Source organism: Aquimarina mytili (genome assembly GCF_016735115.1).
GTDB classification, from domain to species: Bacteria; Bacteroidota; Bacteroidia; order Flavobacteriales; family Flavobacteriaceae; genus Aquimarina; species Aquimarina mytili.
In genome coordinates, this window is the sequence record NZ_JAERQJ010000002.1 from 296,755 (window position 1) to 323,473 (window position 26,719).

Annotated in this window: 27 protein-coding genes; 12 read left to right on the forward strand and 15 right to left on the reverse strand. The window is 33.1% G+C overall.

Features of this window, described 5'->3' with window-relative positions:
* Positions 1 to 15: 15 nt before the first annotated feature.
* From JJQ60_RS06165 to JJQ60_RS06205, 9 genes are all read right to left on the reverse strand, one after another.
* The gene (locus JJQ60_RS06165) at positions 16 to 777 is read right to left on the reverse strand and encodes a hypothetical protein (protein ID WP_201917752.1); all 762 of its coding nucleotides are present in this window, start codon (positions 775 to 777) and stop codon (positions 16 to 18) included.
* A 56-nt stretch (positions 778 to 833) separates the two neighbouring features.
* Complete coding sequence (locus JJQ60_RS06170; protein WP_201917754.1) at positions 834 to 1,676, reverse strand: 1,4-dihydroxy-2-naphthoyl-CoA synthase; 843 nt, start codon at positions 1,674 to 1,676, stop codon at positions 834 to 836.
* Positions 1,677 to 1,746: 70 nt separating this feature from the next.
* Positions 1,747 to 2,196: a DMP19 family protein gene (locus JJQ60_RS06175; RefSeq protein WP_201917756.1), complete on the reverse strand. Its 450-nt coding sequence runs from the start codon at positions 2,194 to 2,196 to the stop codon at positions 1,747 to 1,749.
* 42 nt (positions 2,197 to 2,238) lie between these two features.
* The gene (locus JJQ60_RS06180) at positions 2,239 to 3,198 is read right to left on the reverse strand and encodes an ion transporter (protein ID WP_236669062.1); all 960 of its coding nucleotides are present in this window, start codon (positions 3,196 to 3,198) and stop codon (positions 2,239 to 2,241) included.
* 120 nt (positions 3,199 to 3,318) lie between these two features.
* Positions 3,319 to 4,152, reverse strand: coding sequence for a CvfB family protein (locus JJQ60_RS06185; protein ID WP_201918211.1), 834 nt, complete (start codon positions 4,150 to 4,152; stop codon positions 3,319 to 3,321).
* Between the two features lie 198 nt (positions 4,153 to 4,350).
* The gene (locus JJQ60_RS06190) at positions 4,351 to 4,692 is read right to left on the reverse strand and encodes a DUF2853 family protein (RefSeq protein WP_201917760.1); all 342 of its coding nucleotides are present in this window, start codon (positions 4,690 to 4,692) and stop codon (positions 4,351 to 4,353) included.
* A 102-nt stretch (positions 4,693 to 4,794) separates the two neighbouring features.
* A complete protein-coding gene (gene menD, locus JJQ60_RS06195; RefSeq protein WP_201917762.1) occupies positions 4,795 to 6,519 on the reverse strand; it encodes a 2-succinyl-5-enolpyruvyl-6-hydroxy-3-cyclohexene-1-carboxylic-acid synthase in 1,725 nt (574 codons plus the stop codon).
* 55 nt (positions 6,520 to 6,574) lie between these two features.
* Positions 6,575 to 7,660, reverse strand: coding sequence for an isochorismate synthase (locus JJQ60_RS06200; protein WP_201917764.1), 1,086 nt, complete (start codon positions 7,658 to 7,660; stop codon positions 6,575 to 6,577).
* A 1-nt stretch (position 7,661) separates the two neighbouring features.
* Positions 7,662 to 8,087, reverse strand: coding sequence for a PaaI family thioesterase (locus JJQ60_RS06205; protein WP_201917766.1), 426 nt, complete (start codon positions 8,085 to 8,087; stop codon positions 7,662 to 7,664).
* A gap of 88 nt (positions 8,088 to 8,175) precedes the next feature.
* On the opposite strand from JJQ60_RS06205, the gene JJQ60_RS06210 reads away from it, so the two are divergent.
* The 5 genes from JJQ60_RS06210 to JJQ60_RS06230 all read left to right on the forward strand — a co-directional run bounded on the left by JJQ60_RS06210 (position 8,176) and on the right by JJQ60_RS06230 (position 12,044).
* Positions 8,176 to 8,742 (forward strand): TetR/AcrR family transcriptional regulator, encoded by a 567-nt coding sequence (locus JJQ60_RS06210; protein ID WP_201917767.1) that lies wholly within the window; start codon positions 8,176 to 8,178, stop codon positions 8,740 to 8,742.
* A gap of 17 nt (positions 8,743 to 8,759) precedes the next feature.
* Positions 8,760 to 9,557 (forward strand): alpha/beta hydrolase, encoded by a 798-nt coding sequence (locus JJQ60_RS06215; protein WP_201917769.1) that lies wholly within the window; start codon positions 8,760 to 8,762, stop codon positions 9,555 to 9,557.
* Between the two features lie 4 nt (positions 9,558 to 9,561).
* Positions 9,562 to 10,413: an alpha/beta hydrolase family protein gene (locus JJQ60_RS06220; RefSeq protein WP_201917771.1), complete on the forward strand. Its 852-nt coding sequence runs from the start codon at positions 9,562 to 9,564 to the stop codon at positions 10,411 to 10,413.
* A 32-nt stretch (positions 10,414 to 10,445) separates the two neighbouring features.
* On the forward strand, positions 10,446 to 11,084 hold the full coding sequence (locus JJQ60_RS06225) for an alpha/beta hydrolase (RefSeq protein WP_201917773.1): 639 nt from the start codon (positions 10,446 to 10,448) through the stop codon (positions 11,082 to 11,084).
* 78 nt (positions 11,085 to 11,162) lie between these two features.
* Positions 11,163 to 12,044, forward strand: coding sequence for a hypothetical protein (locus JJQ60_RS06230; RefSeq protein WP_201917775.1), 882 nt, complete (start codon positions 11,163 to 11,165; stop codon positions 12,042 to 12,044).
* 29 nt (positions 12,045 to 12,073) lie between these two features.
* Here the strand turns inward: JJQ60_RS06230 and JJQ60_RS06235 are convergent, their stop codons facing one another.
* From JJQ60_RS06235 to JJQ60_RS06255, 5 genes are all read right to left on the reverse strand, one after another.
* A complete protein-coding gene (locus tag JJQ60_RS06235; protein WP_201917777.1) occupies positions 12,074 to 12,454 on the reverse strand; it encodes a nuclear transport factor 2 family protein in 381 nt (126 codons plus the stop codon).
* Positions 12,455 to 12,551: 97 nt separating this feature from the next.
* Positions 12,552 to 13,064 (reverse strand): DinB family protein, encoded by a 513-nt coding sequence (locus tag JJQ60_RS06240; protein WP_201917779.1) that lies wholly within the window; start codon positions 13,062 to 13,064, stop codon positions 12,552 to 12,554.
* A gap of 153 nt (positions 13,065 to 13,217) precedes the next feature.
* Positions 13,218 to 15,803, reverse strand: coding sequence for a phosphoenolpyruvate carboxylase (locus JJQ60_RS06245; protein WP_201917781.1), 2,586 nt, complete (start codon positions 15,801 to 15,803; stop codon positions 13,218 to 13,220).
* Positions 15,804 to 15,949: 146 nt separating this feature from the next.
* The gene (locus tag JJQ60_RS06250) at positions 15,950 to 16,429 is read right to left on the reverse strand and encodes an Lrp/AsnC family transcriptional regulator (RefSeq protein WP_201917783.1); all 480 of its coding nucleotides are present in this window, start codon (positions 16,427 to 16,429) and stop codon (positions 15,950 to 15,952) included.
* Positions 16,430 to 16,515: 86 nt separating this feature from the next.
* Entirely contained in the window at positions 16,516 to 17,661 is a 1,146-nt protein-coding gene (locus JJQ60_RS06255) for a M14 family zinc carboxypeptidase (protein ID WP_201917785.1), read from the reverse strand.
* A 381-nt stretch (positions 17,662 to 18,042) separates the two neighbouring features.
* On the opposite strand from JJQ60_RS06255, the gene JJQ60_RS06260 reads away from it, so the two are divergent.
* The 7 genes from JJQ60_RS06260 to JJQ60_RS06290 all read left to right on the forward strand — a co-directional run bounded on the left by JJQ60_RS06260 (position 18,043) and on the right by JJQ60_RS06290 (position 23,968).
* Positions 18,043 to 18,531, forward strand: coding sequence for a helix-turn-helix domain-containing protein (locus JJQ60_RS06260; RefSeq protein ID WP_201917787.1), 489 nt, complete (start codon positions 18,043 to 18,045; stop codon positions 18,529 to 18,531).
* A 70-nt stretch (positions 18,532 to 18,601) separates the two neighbouring features.
* Positions 18,602 to 18,976, forward strand: a complete 375-nt coding sequence (locus JJQ60_RS06265; RefSeq protein WP_201917789.1) for a DNA topoisomerase IV — start codon at positions 18,602 to 18,604, stop codon at positions 18,974 to 18,976.
* Positions 18,976 to 19,782, forward strand: a complete 807-nt coding sequence (locus tag JJQ60_RS06270) for a TerC family protein (protein WP_201917791.1) — start codon at positions 18,976 to 18,978, stop codon at positions 19,780 to 19,782. Before JJQ60_RS06265 ends, JJQ60_RS06270 begins: the two co-directional genes overlap by 1 nt.
* A 50-nt stretch (positions 19,783 to 19,832) precedes the next feature.
* Positions 19,833 to 20,957 carry a DmpA family aminopeptidase gene (locus JJQ60_RS06275; protein ID WP_201917793.1) on the forward strand — a complete coding sequence of 375 codons (1,125 nt, stop codon included), beginning with the start codon at positions 19,833 to 19,835 and terminating at the stop codon, positions 20,955 to 20,957.
* A 71-nt stretch (positions 20,958 to 21,028) separates the two neighbouring features.
* Complete coding sequence (locus tag JJQ60_RS06280; protein ID WP_201917795.1) at positions 21,029 to 22,450, forward strand: amidohydrolase family protein; 1,422 nt, start codon at positions 21,029 to 21,031, stop codon at positions 22,448 to 22,450.
* A gap of 282 nt (positions 22,451 to 22,732) precedes the next feature.
* The gene (locus JJQ60_RS06285; protein WP_201917797.1) at positions 22,733 to 23,188 is read left to right on the forward strand and encodes a hypothetical protein; all 456 of its coding nucleotides are present in this window, start codon (positions 22,733 to 22,735) and stop codon (positions 23,186 to 23,188) included.
* Positions 23,189 to 23,389: 201 nt separating this feature from the next.
* Positions 23,390 to 23,968, forward strand: coding sequence for a PhnA domain-containing protein (locus JJQ60_RS06290; protein ID WP_201917799.1), 579 nt, complete (start codon positions 23,390 to 23,392; stop codon positions 23,966 to 23,968).
* Between the two features lie 71 nt (positions 23,969 to 24,039).
* On the opposite strand, the gene JJQ60_RS06295 is transcribed toward JJQ60_RS06290, so the two are convergent.
* Positions 24,040 to 26,709, reverse strand: a complete 2,670-nt coding sequence (locus tag JJQ60_RS06295; RefSeq protein ID WP_201917801.1) for a DNA gyrase/topoisomerase IV subunit A — start codon at positions 26,707 to 26,709, stop codon at positions 24,040 to 24,042.
* Positions 26,710 to 26,719 lie beyond the last annotated feature (10 nt).

Sequence of the window (26,719 nt, forward strand, 5' to 3'; positions counted from 1 at the left end):
TAATCATCACTTGCCTTAAGGGAGTTTCTGTTGGGTTATTTTATATACAACACCATTATTAGTTTCCAAAATCAAAACGGGTTTATTAGTAATAATTTTTTGGAATGCCTTTAATGGAAAACCTTTAGAAATTTGATTGATACTCTCAACCCTCACCTGTGCTCTATCGTCAATTTCTAAAATCCTAGTACTAGGATTCTGATTGTTAATATAATAATTTTTATAGAGAAAATACAATGTATCCCCATTTTTGTCCAAATCATACTCGGCATCACCAAATTCTTTAGCCTTTTTTACAGCCCTTTTACCGTAATAATATTCTATAAAATCAACTTCAACAAAAATCACATCATTGCTTTTAAAAGCCCTTTTAATATAACAATATCGTTTATCAAGTTTTAACTTCCCCGCTATTGAATCTTTTGACAAACTTGTTGAATCTTCAACTCCGGTCATTTCATTTTTGCCCATCAAAAAACTAGATTTAAGCTTAGAAACTTCTTTCTGTAAAGAATCGTTAAGTAATTGGAGGTGCTCAATTTTTTTGGTATCATCAGAATATTGATCGACCCCATTATCTTGAGTCCAGTAAAAACCACCAATAGCAATTAGCAGTATTAGTACAATTATGAAAAAGAAATATAAATTTCTAATATTTTTACTTTTCCTTAAATCTTCTGAAATAGACATAAGACGATCCTCCAACCTTTGTTGTTTGATGTCAGTCTTTTCCATCTGATAATGCATGGATAATAATTCCTCTTCTTTTTTGTCCATATTGTATATAATAAAAAATCCCCTTTTACATGATAACGTAAAGGGGATTTATAAATTTACGGAATCCATTTAACATTTTTAAAATCTGGTTTTCGTTTTTCAAGAAAAGCATTTCTTCCTTCTTTTGCTTCTTCGGTCATATACGCTAATCGTGTCGCTTCTCCTGCAAAAACTTGCTGACCAACCATACCATCATCAGTAAGGTTCATTGCAAATTTCAACATTTTAATGGATGTTGGAGATTTTTCAAGAATTTCTTGAGCCCATTCATAAGCAGTTTCTTCAAGGTCATCATGAGGAATCACAGCATTGACCATACCCATTTCATAAGCATCCTGAGCAGAATAATTCCTTCCTAAAAAGAAAATCTCACGTGCCTTCTTTTGTCCTACCATTTTTGCTAAATATGCTGAACCGTATCCCCCATCAAAACTAGTCACATCGGCATCTGTTTGTTTAAATATGGCATGTTCTTTGCTCGCCAGTGTAAGATCACAAACCACATGTAAGCTATGTCCTCCTCCTACTGCCCAACCTGGTACAACAGCAATCACAACCTTTGGCATAAATCGTATAAGTCGTTGAACTTCTAAAATATTTAATCGATGCATTCCATCTTTACCTACATAGCCTTGATGGCCTCTTGCTTTTTGATCACCACCACTGCAAAAACTATATACGCCATCTTTTGAAGAAGGCCCTTCTGCAGAAAGCAACACAACACCAATTGAGGCATCTTCTTGAGCATCATAAAAAGCATCGTATAGTTCGCTAGTGGTGTTCGGTCTAAAAGCATTTCGAACATCTGGCCGGTTAAATGCTATTCTAGCAACCCCGTTTGATTTTTTATAGGTTATATCTTCGTATTCTTTTGCTGTTTTCCAGTGTACTGAACTCATTATTTATTTTTTTATATCCTCAAAAATACTACAATATAGTGTAATAAAAAGCTAGAAGAATTATATTGATTTATTTAATTACAAATTCTTCATAATTTTTGCGGATGTACTTAATCAAAAAAAACTCCAAACCTGTCAAATCATAAAAATCAGAACTTACTAAACAAATTTCACCATGTGGCTCGGTTATATTGGTATAGTCTACATTTTTATAATCCTCCATAGCTACCTGAGTTACTTTTTTATACTCACCTGCACCAATTCTTTCAAATCCTTTAACAGCAATTTTGCCATAATCTATTCCATATGAAAGAAAGAAAAAATCAAATCCATCTTGGTTTACACACTCCTGTAAATTCCATACAGCATTAAACTCTACCATTGCCTCACTTGCAATACTAAGATTTTCTCCAAACAACCCAAGTTGTAATTCCTCAGCTTTTTCAGAAATCATAGCAATCACTTTTTCATCATCCCATTTTTTTAAATCAGTGATTGAATACTTTATTTTCCTATTCATCTGCTAAATTGCAATTATAAAAAATCACACAAAACGTCTTTATCAAGGCTCGCCATTAACCTGTTTATACTTATACACTTCCTGCAGCACTGGTTTTCCGTTCCTCTCATTTTCATAAAGATGTGACAACAAGCTTAGCTCTTCTTTTAAAGAATCTACCTTATCAATAAGTAAATGCATTTCATTTTTTAAATCTGTACCATCATCTTTTGCTTTTCTTTCTACTTTCGCTTTAATTTCTGTTTCTGCCTTCATTTCATCCATTCCATTCATAATAACCCCTATAAATAAATTGAGTACAATCATGGTTCCTATTAAAACAAAAGAAACAAAAAACAAAGATGCTATTATTGGAGATCCAGAGGGATTTGTGCATAAAGCTTCATTACCGCCATACCCATAATTATCACATCCATACATATTGATATACATTACATCTGTCCAATCTTCAAGGGTAATTACTCTAAACAAAGATAAAATCCCTATTTGTAAATTTTCAAAATGGATAGGATCGTTAGCTCCAAACATAAAAACGGCCATGGCTCCATAGATATAAAACAACAGCCCTAGTAACAAACTAATATATGCCATAGATGGAATGCTTCGTAAAAGTGCTCCTACAATGAGTTGCAGTTCTGGTAGCGCAGTAACCAGTTTAAATACCCGAAGTATACGTATTAATCGTAAAACAGGTAGAAACTCGGCATTATCACCAATAAAAGGACCGGCAAAACATGCTGCTACAATAAAAAAATCAAATAAATTCCAGGCGTCTTTAAAATAATTTTGTGGTTGGTTACCTTCGGCAGTAATTTTAATAATTACTTCAAGAGTAAAAATGATTAATATTATCCAATCTATTGCATCAATAATCGTAGTCCATTGTGCTACTTCTTCTCCATAAGTTTGTATTCCTACTAAAACTCCTGCGAGTATAATTACTGAAATAATGAAGTTTTGAAACCATTTAGCTTCAGCAATTTTTTTACATAATGTTACCATCAAAAATAAAAGGTTAAGTTGTTGAAATTATTTAGTTTGAGAATATAAATTTAATAAAATATTTATATTGAGAATTTTCCTCTATATCTATAATCCCAAATACCCATTTCAACCCACCTTTTATTCTACAAGTCGGATCCCATCTTTTTCGATAGTAATTTTTCTTGCCTTATACAATGTACCTATAGCTTTCTTAAAGCTTTTTTTACTTAACTGAAATACTTCTTTGATATCTTCAGGGTCAGACTTATCATTAAGATCAATAAATCCTCCACTAGCTTTTAACTCTTTAAGAATTTGTTCAGCATTTGGCTCTATCCCTCTAAAACCGTGTCGTTGTAGTGTTAGATCTATTTTTCCATCCGGACGTACTTTTTTAACAAACCCTTTGAGCTGATCTCCTGATGTAATTTTTTGAAAAATTTCATCAGAGTACACTAATCCTAAATGCTTTTGATTAACAATCATATTCCAACCTTGAGGAGACGGATGTGATGCAATAAGATCTACTTCTTCATAAGGAGACAATAGAACCAATGTATTATCTAAAAAAGCATTTGTTTTACTTGAAGCGACTAGTCTATTAGTATCTTCATCAAGATACACATACACAAGATACCAGCTACCAACACGCATTTTTGAAGCCTGTTCCTTAAACGGCACGAAAAGATCTTTTTCTAATCCCCAATCTAAAAAAGCTCCAATTTCTGAAACACTTGTACATTTTAAATATGCAAATGAATTAACGGTGGCGTAGGGTTCTAATGTAGTTGCCACAATACGCTCTGAGCTATCCAAATACACAAATACCTTGATTTGATCTCCAATCTCAAACTCTTCGGGAACGTATTTATTAGGAAGCAATACTTCGTTTCCATCTTGATCACCAAGAAAAATTCCAGGCTCTCTATCTCTTAAAATTTCCAATGTATTATGTACTCCTAATGCAAGCATTTTTAACTTTTTGCGCAAAGATACTTTTTTAATCTTCTCTTTACTCGATAATCGAGATTTAAATGCTACGAGGCATTCCTCAAAATCAAAATTATTTTCCAACCGATGCCTCACGAGCTTGCCCCGAAGTAGTTCACTTGATTTTAAGCAAAAAAGGCATTCATTATGAATGCCTTTTTAAAATGTTGATATCTTATTCTATTTATAAACAGACTCTTTACCGAAATGCTTTGTTAAAAGATAATAAACAACAGCTCTATACTTATTACGGTTTGATTTACCATACTTTTCAATTACAGACGCAATTGCTTCGTCTAATTTAGGTCCATCAGAAAGACCAAGTTTCTTCATTAAGAAGTTTTTCTTTACCGTATCTAATTCTTTTTGGTCACTCCCCGACACTGTAGCAGCATCAGCATTATAAATTGAAGGCCCACATCCGATAGTAACTTTGGTTAAAAGATCCATATCAGGTGTTTGACCAATTTTATCTTTAATATCAGAAGCATATTTTGCTATTAATTCGTCTCTTTTACTCATAAGATGATAATGTTTTAGGTTTAAGTTAATCTCATTTGTTTCTCAAATATAGAGTATTTATAATGGAATTTTAAGTTGAAAAATTGTTTTACACCCAACAATTTAGACAAAACACCTGAAATAATCGATTAAAGTACTATCATTTTCTTTTCTCGGTGTAAAAATCTCTAGTAATTGCGAAGAATCGTTATGAATATACATCTGCTGAATCCCATTATTTACTTCTTCTAAAGTAATAGCCTTATTATACTCTATACCGTACATTTTGCATAAATGCTCGGCCGAAAGGTTATGAATAGTTTCAAAAAACTGACTAAAGTTATCACTTTCTTCTTTACCGGGTAGGATTCTAAAAATTCCTCCTCCTCCATTATTAATCAAAATAATTTTGAAATTTGATGGTATGTAAGCATTCCATAATCCATTACTGTCATAAAAAAAGCTAAGGTCACCTGTGATAAGAGTTGTAGGCGTACCAGATGCTAATGCTGCTCCAATAGCAGTGGATGTGCTACCATCAATACCACTTGTACCTCTATTACAAAAAACCTTAAAAGAAGGGTGTAATGAAAATAGTTGCGCATACCGAACGGTTGAACTATTACTTAATTGTATCATCTGATCCTCTGGTATATTATCGAATATCGCTTCAAACACAGTCAAATCTGTAAAAGAAGATTGTTTAAGAAATTCAGCATGCCGCATTCTTCTATGATCTCTCACGGCAACCCATGTGGATTTATAGTTGCCTTGTATCGTATTTGTTTTAGGCAAGAAATCTGAAAAAAAAGAATTTACATCTAGTCTAATATGTTCTGTAAGGCAAAAATAAGTATCAAAGGCTTTTTTTTCATCTACATGCCAGTGGGATTTTGGTTGATATTCTCTTAAAAACGCCTTGATTCTTTTTGAAATCACCATACCTCCAATTGTTAAAAGAATATCTGGTTGCAAATTTTCAAACTCTTCTTTAGTAAGCGATGTAATTAATTGATCAATACAATTAATATGGGATGAATGATGTATATTAGATGTTGTCTCAGTAAGCACTAAAACCGAAGGATCGTTTGCAAAATAATCTATCCATTGTTGATCAATTTTCTCTGGAGAGTTAACTCCGACAAGTACCATTTTACGAGTTGCTTGATTCCACTCTTTAATCATTTTAGAATGTAAATCATCAGAAATAATATACTGGGGATCCTCTATAGGTATATTTTTAGGAAAAACAGTTGGCTGATCAACTTTATCATACAAAGGCTCATAAAAAGGTACATTAATATGAACGGGGCCTTTTTTTTCTATAGCCCTATTAAGTGCCAGATTAATTTCTCTCTCATTATGTTTTTGTGCTTCTCGTTGTTTCTGTCTTATTTTAATATCCTTAACCTTGGTTTCGGCTACAACCTCAGAATACAAATTTGCAGAATATAAAATATGATTTTCAAATACATTTTTTTGACGTATAGTTTGCCCATCACCAATATCAATTCTTTCAATAGGGCGATCCGCGCTAAGCACCACTAATGGAATATCGCTATAAAATGCTTCAGAAATTGCAGGATAATAATTTAAAAGAGCACTACCAGAGGTACATACAAGTGCTACTGGTTTTTGAATCTGCTGTGCAATCCCCAGAGCAAAAAATGCTGCACATCGCTCATCGACAATGCTATAACATTTCATCTCGGGATGCTCACTAAATCCAATGGTAAGAGGAGCATTACGAGATCCTGGTGATATAACTATATGATGAATCCCTTTTGCTTCGCATAAAGCAACTATAGTTTGTGCTAAGGGAATTTTGGAATATAAACGTTTTTTCATTCAGAGAGCTAAATTACAATATCGGAATAATTTACCCCAATCTTTTGAATGTAAATTAAAACAAAACGTTTTTCATGGTTGCAGTTTTCCTTACAGTTTCTTCCCATTCTTTGTCTGGATCTGAATCTTTAGTGATACCGCCGCCTATATAAAGACTTATGTTTTGATCCTCTATTTCCATACAACGAAGATTGACAAATAAATTGGATGTTGTTTTTTTATCGCTCTGTATATTTAGTTCCCCTAAAAATCCAGTATAAAATTTTCTATCATACCCTTCATTCCTCAAGATAAAAGATTTCGCCTCGTCTTTAGGCAATCCACAAACTGCAGGCGTGGGGTGTAATACTTTGATTACATTTTCTATCTCTGATACCTCTGAGTTTAAATCTCCTTTGATATCTGTGCGTAAATGTAATAATGTTCCTGCCCTGTGGGTATAGGTTTTTGATGAAATAATATTACTAGAAATAGGTGACAATGCTTTTACTATAAATTCTGTCACAATTTCTTGTTCTTCAATTTCTTTATCATCCCAAGTTGCATCTCCATTAGATTGATATGCTTGCGTTCCTGCCAACGCCATGGTAGAGAACTGATCATTTTGGACATCTAATAATGTTTCGGGTGTTGCCCCTAACCACATACCTACTTTCGGGTGATACCACAAATACACAAAAGCTTTTGGATATTTTTCTACCAACCTTTTAAAAATAAACAAAGGATTTGCTTCAGGGCTTTTGACTTCTTCTTTTCGAGATAGAACTACTTTTTTTATACTACCTTGTTTAATATTTTGAATTGCTTTATTAACCAGTAGTCTATGTCTTTCTTTTGTTTCCTGTTTATCCAAAGCATCCTCCTCTACATCTACAAAGACATTTACTTTTTGAATTGAGCCAGGCGTAATATCAACGCTATAGTGTACACTTTTATCTAAAGGAATTAGCACATCTTTTTTAGCGTTATCAAATGGAGCAAAAATAAAACCGGATTTGAAATCATCATCCAATTCATACCATAAGTCGTTTTGCTGAAGAAAACACTGTAATTGGTTTTTGGCAGCTTTTTTATACACAACAAAAGGCAATTCTTGATCTAACTGTTCTTGAATGTTAGCATAAACATCTTCTACGTTCATACTACTTGTTTTTTGGAAGTGAAATGGTCGTTAATTTAATGACTGAGATCAGGTTCTCTTCTTCATCTCGGATTTTTATGCTCCAAAGTTGCGTAGTTCTTCCTCTATGTATAGCTTCTGCTTTGGCAAACACATATCCCTCTTTAACACTCTTAACATGATTTGCCGAAATTTCTATTCCTCTAATAAAAAAATCCTTCGAATTCAAGAAGATATAAGAAGCCGCACTCCCCACACTCTCTGCCAAAGCTACCATAGCACCGCCATGCAACACCCCATCCGGTTGGTGTACTTTTGGAGTTACCGGCATTTTGGCTATCAAATAGTCTTCTCCTACTTCAGAAAAAGATATCTCTAATGTTTCTAAAAGTGTGTTGGGGCACATTTTTGCGCATTGTTCTAATATTTCTTTTTTGTTAAGATGCATTTGTGTTTTTAAAATTTTAAGTAAAAATAAACAATGGCTTTTAAAAATTCTAACTATATTTATTATTTTAACGAACGTTCAATAAAATATGCCTAAAATCAAAACCTCTAAAGAAGAAGTCTTAAAAAAGGTAATTCCGGTACTTAGAAAAAAAGGTGTTTCTAAAAGTAGTATGAGCGAGTTAGCTAAAACTTGCGGTATTCAGAAATCACATTTCTATTACTATTTTAATAATAAAGAAGAATTAATAGAGGAGGTACTTTCAACCGTTTATAGTTACTTTAAACACAACCTGTTTAAAATCATTGCCAGTACCTCCTTATCTCTTCCAGAAAAAGTCGAAAGTATGAAACAACTTATGAATAAGATATTTAGGATAGCTGATGGTGGGTGCATTATGGCAAATACAGCACTTGAAACTATCCATCTTAATCCGACATACAAAAAAGAAATACAATCTTTTTTCAGTGATTTTATAACTGGTTTGCAGCAATTATTAGAGACTAATTACTCTTCTGAAGAATCAATAATATTGGCAGAGCAAATGGTACAGGATATTGAAGGTGGCATTTTATTAACGCAAATCTATGAAGACCCTAAGTACTTGAATAATGCTATCGCCAGAATGGAAAAAATAATATTACTTAAAATATGAAATTATATTATAAACTCATGAAGAAGCCATTTTTTGGAAGATTCATGGTCGAATGGAAAAATCCGCTGCCTTTAGCTTCACAAAATGATTGGACTGCCATATCTTTTCATAGTAATTCTGGAGCATTACTAAAAGGGCTATATGCAAGCTCTAAACTAGATGTTACTAAAGCTACTATTGTTTTAGGACACCCCATGGGTAAGGATGCCAAAGGATATTACTTAAAAAATGGATATACTGATATCCTTAGAGATAACGGTTATAATGTTTTGGTTTTTGATATCAATGGATTTGGAGAAAGCGAAACTGGAAATTTCTTTTATCACAAAGATATTATTTCAGCTGGAAAAGTAGCCAAAGAAGTGTTTCCTGATGTTCCGTTAGGGTATTTAGGAATATCCCTTGGAGGGCAATGGGCAACAATAGCATTTGCAGAGGATCATAACTACGAATTTGCTATTGTAGAAAGCGCAGCAAACACTCTTGAAGAATTTTGGGTGAAATTTCCGTTAGCAAATAACGTTTTAAAACTTATGGGATTTCTAAATCCCGGGCTTAAAAAAGAGATTCGTATGATCGATAGAATCAAAGGAGCTCATAGCCTTAAAAATATCCTTTTCATCTACCTCGACAATGATGAATATATAAAAAATGATGCTGGAGATCTTTTCAGTAAGGCTATACCTATACCATCAGATGTTCACATCTTTTCTAATGCAAAACATGCGCAAATACCAAAATCTCCTCATCGTGATCAATATTTCAATAAGATCATATCCTTCTTTGACGCTCAGATAAAAACACAAATACAATAAAAAAATGGAATCATACACTGTTAAATCCTTTGATGGATATCCTATTTCGGTTCATGAATTCACTCCGCTGAAACCTAATAACAAAACAATCGTATTTGCTCCAGCGGTAGCTGTTCCGCAAAAATTTTATTTCAGTTTAGCTGAATACTTAACAAATAAGGGGTGTAATGTTTTTACTTTTGATTATCGAGGTATTGGGAACTCTATGTCAAAAAGTATTCAATCTCTTAAGGCACATGGTTTTTTCTCCTGGGCTTCAGATTTTAAAGCTGTCTCAAAACACGCAAAAGAAGAGTACCCCAACAACCAGCAATATTTGATTGGTCATAGTTTTGGTGGAAACAGCATTGGCTTTAGCGATGGATATCAGTATTATGACAAATACCTTACTATTGCTTCACAGTTTGGTTTTTACAAACATTTTACATTAAAAATGCAGCTGCTCATCTATTTAAATTTTAAGTTTTTTGTTCCGATTACTACCAGTGTTTTAGGATATTATCCTTCTAGTTGGTTTGGATTAGGAAGACCTTTAACCACAAGAGCTGCAAAGGACTGGACTACGTATTTATTGCATCCTGATTCTATGTTACATTTTACCGAAAGTAGATCAATAACCTATTACCAAGAAATTAAAGCACCAATGCTGTTAGTTAGTATTGAAGATGATTTGTTCGCTCCAAAAAAATCGGTAGACATTTTAGGCGAAAGAGTGTACTGCAATGCCGATGTAAACAGAAAACATCTTAAGCCATCAGAGTACAACTTAAAAACTATTGGTCACTTTGATTTTTTTAGAAAGAAAAATCAAGATACCTTGTGGCCACTAGTTAATCAATGGTTTGATCTTAACTAAATACACTATCAATAAAATTATAGCGAGCACACATGAATTCTGAAGAAAAAAAGGTATCCTACCAAACCACCAACTCCTACTCTACTTTAAATCAATTAACCGATAAAACAAAAAATGTATGGCTAGTTTTTCATGGTATTGGATATCTAAGCCGATATTTTATTCGATTATTTGAGAATATGAATAAAGAAGAAAATTATTTCATTGCTCCGCAAGCCCCTTCAAAATATTACAAAGGCGAGGATTACAGGAGAGTTGGTTCTAGTTGGCTCACCAAAGAAAATACAACAGCCGAAACTGAAAACGTACTAAGATACGTTGATGCTATAGTAGAAAATGAAAAAATCCTGAAACAAACAAACTTTATCGTTTTGGGATATTCTCAAGGAGTAAGTATAGCCAGTCGTTGGATCGCTAGTCGAAAAATTAAGTGTAATGCGTATATAATGATATCTGGCGGCTTTCCGAAAGAATTACATAAAGAAGACTTTGATTTTCTAACACACACCACAAAAATCACACATATTGTTGGAGCTGAAGACCCATATTTTGAAATCGAAAAAGTTGAAGCCGAGAAAGAAAGGGTGAAACAAATTTTACCTCAGATCCAATTTAAAACACATCCTGGTGGTCATGAATTAAATCTAGAATCCATAAAAGCCATACTGTAGGATTTGAGTTTGGTATTGATTTTTTTCTTAAATTTAAGAGAACAAAAAAAGTAATTTACCCTTTTATTACAATCTCTTATGAATATTTTATATTGTAAAATATCACTATTGGCATGCATGCTATTCCTAAATTCTACCACAAACCTCTACTCTTTTCATAATAATAAAGATGGAATAATTAGTATATACATAAATCACATCAGCGACATTTTTTATTCAAAATTTGACCAAAAACACCTTACATTTTCTCAGGTAAACAAATATGGTGACGATTATATCGATCGATTAACCGGTGAAGTATTAGGAAGAGACAGGGCTGGTACTACTAACTTAAGGGTAATTGATAAAAGAGAATGGGATTTTGTAATCGAAGAAAAAGGCGGACCTAAATCTAAGGAAGGAGTAAAAGAACTTCATAAAAATAGTTATATCATTGTTTTTGACGAAAACCAGATACAAAAAGAGATACAGTTGCTAGGTGAAGATACAGCTCTAGAAGGCCTTGAACATCAATTATATATTGTACTAGATGTAAATAGCGGTCAAGTTTTTGCGAAACGAGAACTAAGCCCAAACAGAATATTTAAAACACAGTCTATTATAGAAACCTATAAAATTGGAAAGACAGGCGCGCCAAGAGTAGCCGAAGGTTTAATGTTATTAGCCGAGGTACATGGGCATCCAAAAACCTTAAATTTTTATGAAATAAATATTGAAGCAGCATCAGAGATTGATAAAGAAGTGGCTCGTGATCTTAATATCAATATTTTTGTAGTTGATGCTTTTGATACTAAAATAGACAGTAATTTTCCTAGAGCAATCCATAAGGTTAACAAAATGGGGCACTTAGAAACATGGGTAGGTCAAACCATTGGAGGTGATAATAACAACACTTTCAATTTTACAGCGTATTTGTCTAGCACATTAAAAGAAAGTAAGAAGCGAAAAGAAAATATTTAACCCTACTTACTTGTTGAACTTCAGTCTTTTTACTTTAGATTTAAATTGTTTAAGGCAGCCCTACTTCTTACTGTATCATACAGTATGGTTAGTTTTTTGATCTTATTTTCAGTAGTAAGCTCAATAATATCAACCACTTTAAAATCCACTATTTCACCATGCTTAAGCTCCCAGTGATAATCAAAAAGTAATGAGACGCGATTGGAGTCTTTTTCAAAAAACAAGCCATCCAATTGTAATTTAGAAGTGTTTGTACCTGTAGACAAGACTTCATAAAAATCTTTTGCAGATTTTGTTCCGTATAAAGGAGATACGACAATCCCATCTGCAGCAAAAAGATCAATTATTTTATCTATTTCTCCTTTTTCGAGATATAAAAGATAATTTCTTGCTACTTCTTCTTTAGTCATTCTATTATTTTTTAACTATACTCTTCTTCTGACATCTCAGCTAACACTCCTGACGATGCAATTAACACTCTTGACAAAAACAAAGAACTTAAAAACACTATAGATATCGCTCCTTAATAACCTGAAGATGATGCTTTTGATGTCCTTGCAATATATACCCTGCTGCTCTTGCACTCATAGGACTACCACTAGCTTCTCCAATATGCAATAACATATCATCGGTAAAACTCTTAAATAACGCAATCGAATTATTACGTGCGCCTATAAAATCAGATATTAGCTCATGTTTGCTATACTGATTAGCATTAGAGTTGGGCACATAATCATCTTGTTCAAAACCTGCTAAAGGTGTTTTGTCTTGACGAGCAAAGCGTAATGCCCGATATGCAAAAATACGTTCTGTATCAATAATATGTTGTAATACTTCAGCTATTGTCCATTTATTTTCTGCATAGGCATAGGACCACTTTTCTTCAGGAATAGATTCTACAAAAGTTACAAACTCCTTTCTTTCAACCCCTAAACCTTCAGCAATATCAGCATGCTCTGCCTTAGAGATATATGTACTATAATACGAATTGAATTCTTCTTCTTTTACTTGAGATAACATAGTTAATGTTTTATAGTTTTTAGCCTGAACCAGTATGAAAATAAATACAATTCTTCATTCTTATACTTGAAAAATTGTTTTATAAAATTAAATGAGGTAGAAATGTAATAATTCCTACCTCATTAGATAAACTTCTTAACAGTACTTTATATATTAAGCCGAATTACGACTGGCATTTATATTCCCGAATAAAGAACGAGTGACCATTTTCTCATAAATCTCTAAATCTTTAGGATCAGTTTTTTGAGATTGATTCAACTCCTGTATTTTTTTCAATGCATATTGTTGTATCGTTAGTAATGGTAAAACAATATTCTCTCTAATATCAATAGATGCTTTACCAGCTGGCTCATTTTGCATTAATTCTGAATACCCTGTAAGTTTAAATAACAACCTCTTAGTTAAGAGATATTCATTATGAATAACATCCCAAAAAGCGCCATATTCTTTATTTTCCTTCATATATGAAGTGAGTTCAAAAAACGACTTCGTAAGGCTCATCATACTATTGCCTATCAATGCTCTAAAGAAAGCAGAATCTTTATATAACGAAGTTACTTTATCAAACTCTCCACGATCTTCAAATACTTTAAGAGCAGTACCTACTCCATAAAAACCAGGTACATTTTGTTTTAACTGACTCCAACTTCCTACAAAAGGTATAGCACGTAAATCTCCAAAATCCAGAGTAGCGCTTTTACTTCGTTTAGACGGACGACTACCAATATTGGCTTTTCCGTAGTATTTCAACGTACTCATATGCTCTAAATACGGAAGAAACTTCGGGTGATTTTTAAAATCTACATAGGTCTGATAACTTATATCTGCAAGCTCTTGCATGGTTTCTTTATTCTCTACAGAAAAAAGATTACTCTCATTATTTGTCAATTCATTTTCGACACCTGCTCCCAGCAATTGTTCAAGATTATATTGACAAGAATCCAAGGTTCCAAAATTAGAGCTAATAGTCTGCCCTTGAACCGTTAACTGTATTTCTTCATCCTCGACAGTTGGTCCAAGTGATGCATAAAACTGATTGGTGTTACCTCCTCCTCTGGCTGGAGGTCCTCCTCTACCATCAAAGAAGACTACTTTTACATCATATTTTCTAGAAACTTCAGTTAATTCTTCTTTCGCTTTAAAAATTCCCCAATTTGCCATCAGGTATCCACCGTCTTTTGTACCGTCAGAAAACCCTAGCATAATAGTTTGTTTCATTCCGCGGCGTTTCAGATGCTCCATGTATACAGGATTGCTATACAAAGATTCCATCACCTGATGAGCAACCTTTAGGTCTGGAACCGTTTCAAATAAAGGAATGACATCTACAGAAGGAAGCTCCCAATCACAAAGCCTAATCATGGCAAAAGTTTCCATTACATTAAGTTCATTCCCATTATTACTAATAATGTAGCGGTTCGCAGCTCGTTCGCCATTTTTAAGCTGAATAGTTTTTATAGCATAAATGGATTCTAAAGTAGCTCTAGCCATATCTTCTTCAAAAATTGAAGGATCCAATTTTCCACTTACATTAGAAAGCACATTGATTTGCTCTTCTTCAGACAATGACATATAGTTATCCGGAAAAATCCCTAAATCTAGCTCAATAGTTTTATTTACAATTTCGGTCAATACTTTATGGTGCACTCTAGAATCTTGTCGAATATCTAAAGTACCAAAGTGGAACCCAAAAATCTTTACTTTATTAATTAAGTCTTGTAACTCTTCAAGAAATAAAGACTGATGTTCTGAGATTAATTCTTCTTTGATCTCTAACAAACCATTCATTAATGTCTCTACCGATAAAGGCTCAGCAGTTTTTGCGTAATAGAAATTATCGTATAATGCATTTTCAAGAACAGTAATTTTATCCTGCAGATTACCAAAAGTTATTCTACGCTTTAATTCTCGTATATCACGATAATAGTTGATTAAGATTGTTTTACGCAGTCTCTTAGCAACTTTTAAAGTGGTTTCGGTAGTTACAAAAGGATTTCCATCCCTATCTCCTCCAGGCCAAAATCCTAAATTGATTAAGTCATTATCAAGATCTTCGCCTTCAAAAATATTTTGTTGTACATAATTATAAATCTTACTAGCAGAATGGTAAAATACATTTTCTAAATACCAAATTAAGCTAACCGCTTCATCATATGGAGTTGGTTTTTCTTTTTTGAAAAAAGCTGTTTTACCGAGTTGCGCTAATAATTTTTTGATTTCGGACAAATCATTATTTCGTATTGCATCATCCAAATCATGAATAATCCCCAACACTGTACCGGGATAAAACTGAGTGGGATGCGCTGTTAGCGTAGGACGAATCTTAAAACGTCTTAAATACTCTTTAAGCTCATCTAGTTGTCCCTTTGCTTGTGCTTCTTCTTTAATACTTCTTAATGTACCTCGACCATCCATATTATTTACAACAGGAAAGGCGGCATCTTCGATTGCATCAAATAATACAACTTGACGCTCTATATATTGAATAAACCTAAACAAAAGATCATGACGTTCTTTCTCTGATGGGTTATCCTGGTATAAGGTAAAGAAGTTCTCTACAATTTCTGTTGGGTTTTTGTGCTCCTCATACCCTTTTTCACATACTTCTTTAAAAAGAGGTAATAAAACTCCTGTTTTGGTAACGGTATCAAAAGGCAAAGTGATTAATATACTATTGTATATCTGGTATTTTGCCAGTACATTTTCGTTAAAACGTTCGATTTTTGGTTTTCTAGCCATTTTGTGGTGGTAATACTAGTTAGTGGTTAATAAAAGGTCGTTAAAAATCTATATAGGTTATAATCGAATAGATTACTTAACAACAAAAAAGCCCTCTAAGAGTTATTCCTAAAGGGCTATTTGATATTATATCAGATAAATGCCCTTTACATTTCCTGGAAAATAGAATGCATTAAGCGTTTCTTATCATTAATACTCTCTTCTAATGAAATCATAGTTTCGGTACGATACACTCCATCGATATCATCCAACATAAAGATGATATCCTTAGCATGGTTTGTATCCTTGGCTCTAACTTTACAGAAAATATTAAATTTTCCAGTAGTAATATGAGCTACAGTTACAAAAGGTATTTCATTAATTCTTTGTAAAACAAATTTTGTTTGAGAAGTGTTTTGAAGATAGATCCCAACATATGCAATAAAAGAATACCCTAATTTTCTGTAATCTAATGTTAAAGAAGAACCTTCTATAATTCCAGCTTCTTCCATTTTTTTAACACGTACATGAACGGTACCTGCAGAAATTAATAGTTTCTTTGCAATATCCGTAAATGGTGTACGAGTATTTTCAATCAACATATCCAAAATTTGGTGATCAACTTCGTCTAATTTAAATTTTGCCATAGTAATTCGTATTATTTTCCCGATTATTTACATTGCAAAAATAACAGAAAAATAAAGTTTTCACACATTTTATTTCATCTTTTTACCTATTCTATTGAGAATAATTCAGAATTTAACCGAAATTTTAACAACTCAGTCTCGGGAACTATCATATTTCCAACGTTTTCGGAAGAAATTACTCTTTTTTTGCCGATAATTTCCCGATGTCCGTAAAATTTTCGCAAATTTTCAATTTTAACAACTTTCGGTACGAATTTCACATTATTTTCGACCAATTTTTCGGTATATTGAATGGCTATATCGACATTTTTTCCTTCCAAAATGACATCTCGTATAATAATATCATAGAAGCATTTTGAGTTTTCAGGAATTAAAAAATAACCATCATACTTGTCTCCTTTGATTGTAATTCTAGCTATATATTGAATCGCAGCAATTAATGAATAAAATATATACTCTCTTGTAACCTCTCGATCATAATCTTCTGGATAATGTCCGGCTTCAAACAAAATTGTTGGAATTCCTTGATGCGATAATGTATCACCAACACAATTAATATTAAAACCATCATCATAACGCCCTACCTGGTTAGGAATCATTTTCTGAAGCATTGTATTCATTTCAGCAATGATCTCCATTGCGATCTTACGACTTGGAGTAATAGAGCATTCTTTATCGCCAGCTGGAGATAAAAACGATACCGTGGCAGGATGATTCGTATCTCCTGCACTAAAAATAGTTCGTTGCCCATGAAGATTAAATGCAAAATCCGGTTGTATGGTATTAATAAGGTTGTTTAAAACAATACTTTCCTTCTGCGTTCTGTTTTGTGCATCTCTATTAAGATCAATATTATTATAATTATGTCTTGTATATAACTTGGCGCCATCTGGACTAAGAATCGGAACAATATGTAAGGTACATTGTTCTAAAATTTCTTTGGCAAGTATATTTTGCGAATCAATCAAGAAATTTAAAAGATCAAACACGGCTTTAGTCGTCGTACTTTCATTACCATGCATTTGAGACCAAAACAAAAGCTTCTTTGGTCCATGACCAATTTTTATTACATGTATAGGAACATTATTCTCTGAAGTTCCAAGTTCTTTAATATCAATTTTAGAAGATAAAAAATCTAAAAGAGGGGTGATATGATCTAGATTAATATACCGTCCAAATAAGGAAGATTCTTTATACTGAGTAAACAGATTTTGTAGTGTCTTAATATCCATGTGTTGTCTATAATGACCACGAAATTACTATAGTTTATTAAAGTATCATAACAAACCAGCTTTAATTTACAGATGTAAACCGATCCCTCATTTACAATTGTAAATACCCTTTAGTTACAATTGTAAACAATGTGAATATATTCATTTGTTTAACAAAGTAAACAGTATTTGTTATATAGTTTCCAAATGTATCATAAGTATTCACAAATTATTATGAGTATCTTAAATTTAATTATTAAAACTTTATTAATCAGATATTTAAAGTTATTTACCTTAAGTAATTATTAACATCAATTACCGCTGGTGTTACAATTGTAAACATGATGTTTTACTTAATTTGTTTACCTTTGTAACGTGTTAAACAGTTAAAACAGGTTTACAATGGTAAACAACAAGGATTTTGGAAAAAGAATCCAAAAAATAATGGATTACTACGCAGTATCGGCTTCTTCTTTTGCTGACTATATGGGTGTAGGACGTTCTTCTATTTCTCATATTTTAAGTGGAAGAAATAAACCCAGCTTAGATTTTGTAATGAAAATTACAGAGGCATATACAGATGTAGATATACAATGGTTATTATACGGAAAGGGAACATTTCCTAAATCAGAAAGTATTACAGAACCTGCTGCGGTTTCCAAAATTGAAACTCCTGTTTCTGTACAACAATCTTCCTCTTCCATTTTAGAACCTGAGAAAGATTTATTTTCTCAACCTGTTCAGGAGAATGAAAATATAAAACCAGAGAGTACCCCGCCTCCTCCTTTACAAAAAATCTCTGGATCAATTTCAGATGACAACGAAATAGATCGTATTGTAATTTTTTATGCCGATGGTAGTTTTAATAGTTATCAAATGAAAAAATCTTAACAACTTTTTCTCTCCTTATTGTAAATTTTCTGGAAATAGAATTATTTTCGTTTTAAGTTTAAATTTTTATATGAAGCGAATTGCTTTACTATTTCTCCTACCTCTACTTCAAACTGGTTGTTATCAACAGAACCGGGACTGTGTAAATTTTCATACAGGAACATTTGAATTTGAAACCTTTCTTGATGGTGAATTGGCTAAAACGACTTTTGTGAGAACCGATTCTATAGAAATTGATTTTTTTAGAGAGCGTGTAGATACTGCTAGTATTCGTTGGATTAATGATTGCGAATATATTGTACAAAAATTGCATCCAAAGAATATGACTGAAGAAAAAGCAATACATATGAAGATCTTAACTACAGACAAGAACACGTACACATTCGAATATGGATTGGTAGGTGCAGCAAAAAAACAACGTGGAACCGCAAAAAAAATAAAATAATGTTTGAAATTTTCGCATCGGCTGACGCCTGGGTCGCTTTATTAACACTTACTTTTTTAGAAATCGTACTTGGGATTGATAATATCATCTTTATTTCGTTGGCATCAAGTAAACTTCCAGAACAACAACAGAAAAAAGCTACCAATATTGGTTTAATACTTGCAATGGTGATGCGAATCATTCTATTGTTTGGTATCTCATTATTGGTTGCCATGGAAGCTCCTTTCTGGCACATTAACTTGCCATGGATAGAAGCTGGTATTAGTGGTCAAGCTTTAATCTTATTTGGTGGAGGAATTTTCTTGTTGTACAAAAGTGTACACGAAATACATGAAAAAGTTGAAGAAAAAGGAGAAGAAGAAAAAGAAATACAAGAAAAAAGCTCCTCATCTTTATCAAATGCAATTGTACAAATTACATTGATTAATGTGGTTTTCTCATTTGATTCTATACTTACGGCTGTCGGGATGACAAATGGGTTAAGTGATGATCCTAACGATGCATTATTAATAATGGTTATAGCGGTTGTTGTTTCTGTATTAATTATGATGATATTTGCAACACCGGTAGGGCGTTTTGTTAACAAACATCCATCTGTTCAAATTCTTGGACTTTCATTTTTAATCCTTATTGGATTTATGCTAATCGCTGAAGCTGCACATTTAGCACACTTACAAATATTTGATAGTGAAGTAGGTACAATTCCTAAAGGCTACCTATACTTTACTATTGCATTCTCTTTACTTGTTGAGTTTTTAAACTTTAAACTTCGTAAAAAGCAAAAAACCAATACCAAACGTGCATAATACACATAGTATACCTCGTTTTGATACTTAATACGTATAACAAGTAAATAATGAATAAATTTAGAGTTTTGTTTATGGTTTTAATTTCTTCAAGTATGTTGGCCCAACAAAAGAGAGCACGAGATTATGGAATAGAAATTGGAGTCCTAGAACCAGGAAAAAATAATGCTATTACCGATGTTAAAGGAGTTAAAGTTGGACATACCACTTTAATTGAGGGAGATAATATTAGAACTGGGGTAACGGCAATAATTCCTCATGAAGATAATATTTATCAAAATAAAGTTCCCGCTGCTATATATATTGGTAATGGTTATGGAAAATTGGCCGGATATAGCCAAGTTAAAGAATTAGGTAATATTGAAACTCCTGTCATACTAACAAATACTCTTAGTGTAGCCGCTGCTACTGAGGCTCTTATCAGTTATACGTTGGAAAATCCCGAAAATAAAGAGGTGAAATCGGTAAACTCTGTTGTTGGAGAAACCAATGATGGTTGGTTAAATGATATTCGAGGAAGACATGTACATCAAAAACATGTTTTAGAAGCTCTTCAAAATGCATCGCCCGGAATTGTGCAGGAAGGGAATGTTGGTGCCGGTACAGGTACTGTTTGTTTTGAATATAAAGGTGGTATTGGAACTGCCTCAAGGGTGTTACCAAAATCTGTAGGCGGCTTTACATTAGGTGTCCTTGTTCAAACTAATTTTGGAGGTGTACTCGAGATAAATGGTGTTCCTATTGACAAAGAATTAGATAGACTCTCTAAATACAGTCAATATAGTGCGGATGGCTCATGCATGATGGTTGTTATTACTGATGCTCCGTTAGATTCAAGAAATTTAGAACGAATTGCAAAAAGAGCCATGTTAGGGTTAGCAAAAACTGGTGGAATTGCGTCTAATGGTAGTGGAGATTTTGTAATTGCCATGTCAACAGCAAAAGAAAACTTAGTACCCAATAAAAGCGAATCTTCTTTTAATGCATTGAAAGTACTAAGAAATGAAGAGGTTACCCCTCTATTTCAAGCAACTATTGAAGCCACAGAAGAAGCAATCATAAATTCTTTATTTACCGCCGAAACAATGACTGGTCATGAAGGGCATACAGTACCATCAATACCAACAAACACCATCATTGACGCTATGAAAAAATTCAATAAATTGAAGAAATAAATTATCATAGCTCAGAAATGATGTTATTGATTTAATTTATATTCAATATTCTGGATATAACTTTTATACACATGAAAAAATACACATTATTTCTTCTAGCATTCGTTTTACATATTTTCAACACATATTCTCAGCAGTTTACTGATCAAGTAAAAACATTTGTTGCAGTAAAAGATAGTGTTATTGTAATTAAAAATATTACATTAATAGATGGTACAGGCGGTGCTATTAAAAACAATCAAACCGTAATAATTGATACGAATAAAATTCAAAGTATTGGTGATTCTTCATCAATCAAGGTTCCTTCAAATGCTAAAGTCATTGATGGTACCGGAAAAACAGTAATTCCTGGTTTGGTCATGTTACATGAACATATGTTTTATCCACAACCCTTTGAAAATTGGTTTAGTGTTGGACAAATGACTTTTACGTTTCCAAGACTATACTTAGCCGGAGGTGTTACTATGATGAGAACGGCCGGTAGCATTCAACCACAAACCGATTTAAATGTAAAAAAATGGATTTCTGAAGGTAAAATGACAGGGCCAAAAATGCATATTACTGGACCTTTTATAGAACGAGAAGGATACCAAATTCCTGAATTAGGGTTTATTGATGGCACTAGTGAAGTAGCCAAGTTAGTAAACTATTGGGCTGATAAAGGAGTAACTTCTTTCAAAGTATATAATCACATTACAAGAAAAGACTTAAAAATATGTGTAGAAGAAGCTCATAAACGAGGCCTAAAAGTAACTGGTCACCTATGCTCTGTTACTTATGAAGAAGCCTCTGATATTGGCATTGATAATCTTGAGCATGGATTTATGGTTTCAAGTGATTTTATGGAAAACAAGGAACCTGATATGTGCGATCCTTTTGAAGCACGAAAAGCAATTACAGTAACTCCTGAAAAAGATGAAAAAGTAGGTGCGTTAATCAAAAAATTAATTCAAAATAATACTGTAATTACTACGACACCAGTGGTTTTTGAACCCTATACAAATCATGAGATGGTTCCTGGTGGTGGGCAAGAGGCCTTAGCCCCCCATGTACTGGAAAGAATTAAAAAAACTTATCAAAGAAACATCAATAAAGATTCTACAACCACAGTTAGATTTCATAAGAACATGAAATGGGTTAAACGCTTTTCTGAAGAAGGAGGACTATTAGTGGCCGGAACAGATCCTACAGGAGCAGGAAGAACCGTAGCTGGATATGCAAATCAACGCACAATAGAAATTTTGGTTGAGGCTGGATTTAGTCTACCTGAAGCTATCAAAATATGTACACTTAATGGTGCCACTTTTCTAAATCAAAATAAGACAACAGGTACTATAGAACCAGGGAAAACTGCAGATCTAGTATTAATCAATGGTAATCTGGAAAAGGATATTAAAAATATCAGAAAAATGGAGATTGTATTCAAAGATGGTGTTGGCTTTGATTCAAGAAAATTATTTGAGTCTGTGAAAGGAAAAATAGGGCTAAATTAAGAGGTTTTTAACAAAATTTTAATCCGTAAAGCTTTACAAACCACAAATTCAATACAAATCATAAAAACCTAAATACCAATCATTTAATACAATCAATTTTTAGAAAATCTGTTTTTTTCAAAAATACTTATTAACACCACACACTTTATCTTAAAAAAAAGCGTTTTAACGAATAACAACTATGTAATTAAACCCAAAATAATTAAGTTGTGAAAATTCGCTATTAATTTGGATTCAATATTCAAAGAAACAGTTTCTGTTTTCGCACAAAACTCGCTAACTATGAGAAAAAACAATGTATTCGCTGTATTATTCCTTGTTATTACAGGAATGTACGCTCAACAAGAAGATCAATTTTCTACACCAATTACCGAATCAAATCTAACAGAAGAAAAAGAAATTCAATATTCAACATCAGTAAATATGTCTCCCACATATGATGTTAAATATTCCATACAGAAATATGAAGAAATGATTCAAAGAAGTAAAGAACTGACTTCTAAACTTGTAGAGTATGATAAACTTATTAAAAGTGGATCTATGAAGAGGAAACAAGAAAAGAATTGGAAGAGAGATGTAATGGAAGCTAAACTCTTAAATTTCAGAATTGAAGATTTTAATAAAGTATATAGAAGTGGTAATTACCCTATGGTCAATTACTTAAGCATACAAGCATTGAACAATTACGATGATTTTGCGAAGACTCTTGAGGATGCCGTTCAGTATGCTGGTTTTTAATATTTAAAAACATATTTTGCCATAATAAATCAATAGATATACTGGCATAAAACAATCCCCGGCTCCATTGGTTCCGGGGATTGTTCATTTAAAGATAAACTGCAAGCAAAATTCTATTAAAAATTAAAAAGTATATACAAAAAGGGATTCATTAATAATTTTTTGATGCATTTTTGCAAAACATAACTTAAGCTTGTTATAATGAATATTGAAAAAGAGCTTTATAAGCGTAGTGAGTCCAAATGTGAATTATCTGGTACTACAGAAGATCTAAGAATATATGCAGTACCAAAATCGCCAAATTCGGGATTAGAATCACATATTCTTATCTCTCAAATCTGCTTAGAACAGATCGAAGATCTATCGCTTATGGATCCAAATCACTGGCGTTGTCTTAATGAAAGTATGTGGAGTGAAGTGCCTGCAGTACAGGTAATAGCTTGGAGAATGCTTAATCGCTTAAAAAACGAAGGATGGCCGCAGGATTTACTAGATATGTTATATCTTGATGATGAAACACTAGCATGGGCTAAAGCAGATGGCGATGGTGAAGAGGATAGTGACGCTATAAAACACATGGATTCTAATGGCGTACAACTAAAAGCTGGAGATGCGGTAGTTTTAATCAAAGATTTAGACGTAAAAGGAGCTAATTTTACAGCTAAACGAGGCACCGCGGTACGTAACATATCATTGGTTCATGACAATCCAGAACATATTGAAGGGCGGGTTAATGGCCAACATATCGTAATTCTAACAAAATTTGTAAAAAAGTCATAAGAATTATTAGTGACCAACAAAAAACCTGTGGACTACTGTTCACAGGTTTTTTTATATCATAAGTTTATATTCTAAAATAAACTTGCCTGTTCGCCTTCTCCTGTTTCTGGATCATCATTAGGAGTTTCTGGAGTAATATCTTCTACTTTTTTAACAGGTTGCGCCGGCACATTTTCTTCTTCTACAACCTCTATCTCCTCGGCGGGTAGTGGCTCTGGTTCTTCATATGGTAACGGATCCAGCAAATTAATTTGCTTTACTTTATGAGTAGTTAGTTGATTTCCTTGTGCTTTAGCTCCTTTAATGGCAATAAACTCTTCCAGGTTTATTTCTTCATTGGGTCGTTGATCTTTTCCTCGAAGTTTATTAAAAATAACCTCAGCTATAGGCTTATAATCTGTTGAAACGACTTCTAAAAATGACTTTGGACTATCAGAAATAAATGATTCTTCTCGTTCAGAATTTTCGATAAGAAAACGCTTCACATAATAACGCTCTTTCTCTCCATCCCAATAAATTGCTGATATTGGTTTTTTAGGTTTCCACTTTTCCAAAACAATCATATCCGAATTAAAATGTAAAGTCATTTCAGGAATGATTGTTTTTGCAATTCCATTTTGAGTAATCACAAGCAACCTATCTTCTCCTCTAAATTCTCCTAATAATTCACCTCGACCATCCACATTAAGGCGTTGTACAGTATCATCAAACCAAATTTTACGCGGTTTTAATGTAGAAATACCTTGTTCTTTTAGCTCAATTCTCTTTATGTTATACTTGGTAACAATATTTCCTTTTACTCCTCTTCCTTTGATCATTAAATCAGCAAAATCAAGGTCAAATTTAAGTTTCTTAATACTTCCGGCCTGACGTAAGAAAATTGTAATTACTTCGGCCTCACCGTTTGGATTAGCAGAGAAATAAGTCACTTTAGAACTTTTCTTACCTTGCGTAAGATCATATTCTTTATCACGGGTAACCCCTGTAACCGCAAACCTTTTAACATAAGAAGCTCCTCCTCTACCATCTTGATAAATCATGTTATAGATGGTGCGCTTATCTTTCTTTTTAAATACAGCTACATGCATGATATTCTTTCCAATAAAGGTTTTAGACCCCACTTTAGTGATCATCATTTTACCTTCTTGTGTAAAACAAATAATATCATCGATATCTGAACAATCAGTTACATATTCATCTCTTCGCAATGATGTACCTATAAATCCTTCTTCTCGGTTCACATAAAGTTTAGTATTGCGAATAACTACTTTTGTAGCTTCAATATCATCAAATATCTTAATTTCTGTTTTGCGCTCTTTATCTTTGCCGTAAGTGGTTTTTAATCGTTTAAAATAATCGATTGCAAACTCGATAAGATGTTCTAAATTATGTTTTACTTGTGCTATATCAGCCTCAAGCGCTTCTATCTTTTGTTGCGCTTTATCTATATCGAACTTAGAGATTCGTTTAATTCGTATTTCGGTCAATCGAACGATATCTTCTTCTGTTACTGCACGTTTTAAGTGCTTTATATGTGGCTTAAGACCTTTATCGATAGCTTCTATAACTCCTTCCCAGGTTTCAACTTCTTCAATATCTCGATAGATACGGTTTTCGATAAATATTCTTTCTAAAGATGCAAAATGCCACTGTTCTTGTAACTCGTCTAACTGAATTTCAAGTTCTTTTTTTAATAGTTCTACTGTATTATCTGTAGAACGACGTAGCATTTCTGAAACACCAATAAAATTTGGCTTATTTTCTTCAATAACACACCCTAACGGAGAAATAGAAACTTCACAATTGGTAAATGCATATAATGCATCAATTGTCTTATCCGGTGAAATCCCTGAAGGAAGATGTACCAATATTTCAACTTCTGCTGCTGTATTATCTTCTATTTTCTTGACCTTGATTTTCCCTTTATCATTGGCCTTAAGAATTGAATCTATTAACGATGTTGTGGTGGTCGAAAAAGGAATCTCTGTAATAACCAATGTATTTTTATCAAGCTGCGAGATTTTAGCACGTACTCTCACCTTACCTCCTCGATTACCATCGTTGTAGTTCGTAAAATCAGCAATTCCTGAAGTTGGAAAATCAGGTAAAATAGTAAAACGTTTGCCTTGTAAATGTTTTATAGAGGCATTTATAAGTTCAATAAAGTTATGCGGAAGTATTTTAGTACTCAGTCCTACCGCAATACCTTCTGCTCCTTGAGCTAATAATAATGGAAACTTTACCGGAAGATTGATAGGCTCCTTTTTTCTTCCATCATAAGATAATTGCCAATCAGTAACCTTTGGGTTATAAACAACATCAAGTGCAAATTTAGATAAACGAGCTTCGATGTAACGTGAAGCTGCTGCTCTATCCCCAGTAAGAATGTTACCCCAGTTACCCTGCATATCGATTAACAGGTCTTTCTGACCTATTTGTACCATCGCATCAGAAATACTGGCATCACCATGTGGGTGATACTGCATGGTATGCCCCACAATATTAGCCACTTTATTATATCGACCATCATCAAGATCCTTCATTGAATGAAGAATACGACGCTGCACTGGTTTTAAACCATCCTCTATTGCTGGTACCGCTCGTTCCAGGATTACGTATGATGCATAATCCAGAAACCAATCTTTATACATTCCTGTTACCTTAGTGATAACTTCTTGTGGATTGTGATCTTCGGGTGTTGATTCGTGATGTAATTCTTCGTTTTCGTTTTCCAAATCCATAAATAATTGC